The organism is Burkholderia sp. Ax-1720 (assembly GCF_011753035.1).
Classification (GTDB): Bacteria; Pseudomonadota; Gammaproteobacteria; order Burkholderiales; family Burkholderiaceae; genus Burkholderia; species Burkholderia gladioli.
On sequence record NZ_VWWK01000373.1, the window covers coordinates 1 to 2,206 of the forward strand.

A 2,206-nucleotide genomic window follows, 5' to 3' on the forward strand; every position below is an offset into this window, starting at 1 on the left:
CGCGCGCTGCCGCCGGCGGCCGTGCCGCCCGCGTCGCATGCTGCGCCCGCCAACGCCGCGCATCCGGCGGCCTACGCCGAGCTGGCCGACTGGCTGGTCAGCGCCCTGCCGGCCCGCAACGCGCCCGATACGCGCTTCGCCGAGCGCTTCCGCTCGCGGCTGGCCGATCCGGCCTTCCGCCGCGACCTGAAGCAGCACATCCGCGAACTGCCCGACTGGCACGACCTGGTATTCCCGCCGCCGCCGCGACGGCCCGCCGTCGCGGCGCGCAATCCCGTTCCCGACCCGCCCTCGGCCTATCCCTCGATCTACGTCCGCCCATGAAGCTGTCGCTCGCCATCAAGTTCAATCTCGTGTTCGTCGCGATCTTCGCGATCGGGCTGACCGCGGCCGGCATCGTCGCCGACCGCGTGCTGCAACAGCAGGCGCTCGACGAGACGCGCCACGACGCCGACGTGCTGATGAGCGCGGCCGAGGCGATGCAGGACTACACCGCCAAGCACATCACGCCGCTGCTGTCGACGCAGATCCAGTATTCCTTCGTGCCCGAATCGGTGCCGGCCTTCTCGGCCATCGAGATGCTGAACACCTTGCAGGGCAGCTTCCCGAACTTCTCCTATCGCTCGACCATGCTGAACCCGACCAATCCGCGCGACCGCGCGACCGATTGGGAGTCCGAGGTGATCGCGCACCTGCACGACAAGCCCGCGCTGAAGGAGGTGACGGGCCAGCGGCGCACACCGGGCGGCGAGCAGCTGCTGTTCCTGGCGCGGCCGACCAGCATCACCGACGCGACCTGCATGCAGTGCCACAGCACGCCCGCGGCCGCGCCGCGCACCATGCTCGACAAGTACGGCCCGGCCAATGGCTTCGGCTGGCAGATGAACCAGGTGATCGGCGCGGAGTTCGTGTCGGTGCCGATGTCGGAATCGATCGCGCGCGGGCGCGCGCTGTGGCGCAGCTTCATGGAGGCGCTGACGGTGGTGTTCGTGGTGGTGCTGGTGGTGCTCAACGTGCTGGTGCACTTCCTGGTCACGCGGCGCCTGCAGACGCTGTCGCGCGCGGCCGACGCGGTCAGCCTCGGCAAGCTCGACGACGTCGAGCTGCCGACCCGCGGCGGCGACGAGATCGCCTCGCTGGCGGTGTCCTTCGGGCGCATGCGCACCAGCCTGGTGACGGCCTTCGAGATCCTCGACGAGACCGGCGCCGCGAGCACCGCGCCGAACGGGTCGCGGCCATGACGCGCCTGCCGGAACCGCTGCCGGCCAGCATCGGCCGCTACCGCATCGAAAACGTGCTGGGCCGCGGCGCGATGGGCGTGGTCTATCTCGCCACCGATCCGCATATCCAGCGGCCGGTGGCGCTCAAGACCATCCGCGGCGAGCTGCTGCACGCGAGCGAGGCGGGCGGCGAGCCCGGCATCGCCGCCGAGGCCGCGCTGCCGGCGCGCTTCATCAACGAGGCGCGCGCCGCCGGGCGGCTGGTGCATCCGAATATCGTCGGCGTGTTCGACTACGGCGAGGCCGACGGCACGGCCTATATCGCCTTCGAATACGTGCGCGGCGAGACCCTGGCCGCGCGGCTCGCCGCGCATGCGCGCCAGGGCACGCGCATGCCGGCGCGCAACGTGCTGGTGTGGTTCGCGCAACTGCTGGACGCGCTCGCCTACGCGCACGAGCTCGGCGTGATCCATCGCGACATCAAGCCGGCCAACCTGCTGATCGCGCCGCGCGGCGAGTGCAAGATCACCGACTTCGGCATCGCCCAGCTCGACACCGGGCGGCTCACCCAGGTCGGCATGCTGATCGGCACGCCCAGCTACATGTCGCCGGAGCAGGTCTCGGGCGCGCCGATCGACGCGCGCAGCGACCTGTTCTCGGCCGGCGTGGTGCTCTACGAGATGCTGACCGGCCGCTGCCCGTTCGCGGGCTCGTCGGCGGCGGTGATGCGGCAGGTGCTCGACGAGACGCCCGCGCCGCCCTCCAGCCTCGCGCCGGAGCTGCCGCCCGAGCTCGACGCGATGGTGCTGCAGGCGCTGGCCAAGGATCCCGGGCAGCGCCACGCCTCGGCGCAGCACTGGCGCGGCGAGGTGCTGGCCCTGCTGGAAACGCTCGCGGCCAGGCTCGACCCGGACCAGACCATCGTGCTCGCGCCGCTCGCGCAGGCGGCGCTGGCCCCGCCGCCGCCGGCCGCCGAGGCGCGCACG

At 72.1% G+C, this 2,206-nt stretch carries 2 protein-coding genes and 1 pseudogene; all 3 read left to right on the plus strand.

From position 1 onward, the window contains the following. A pseudogene (locus tag F3J18_RS36810) lies at positions 1 to 324 on the plus strand (hypothetical protein); the annotation flags it as partial. Next, a complete protein-coding gene (locus F3J18_RS36815) occupies positions 321 to 1,241 on the plus strand; it encodes a DUF3365 domain-containing protein (RefSeq protein WP_013689194.1) in 921 nt (306 codons plus the stop codon). The pseudogene F3J18_RS36810 and the gene F3J18_RS36815, both read left to right, overlap by 4 nt. Then, positions 1,238 to 2,206, plus strand: a 969-nt coding sequence (locus F3J18_RS36820) for a serine/threonine-protein kinase (protein ID WP_166917061.1), incomplete at its 3' end; no start/stop codon positions are given. The genes F3J18_RS36815 and F3J18_RS36820, both read left to right, overlap by 4 nt.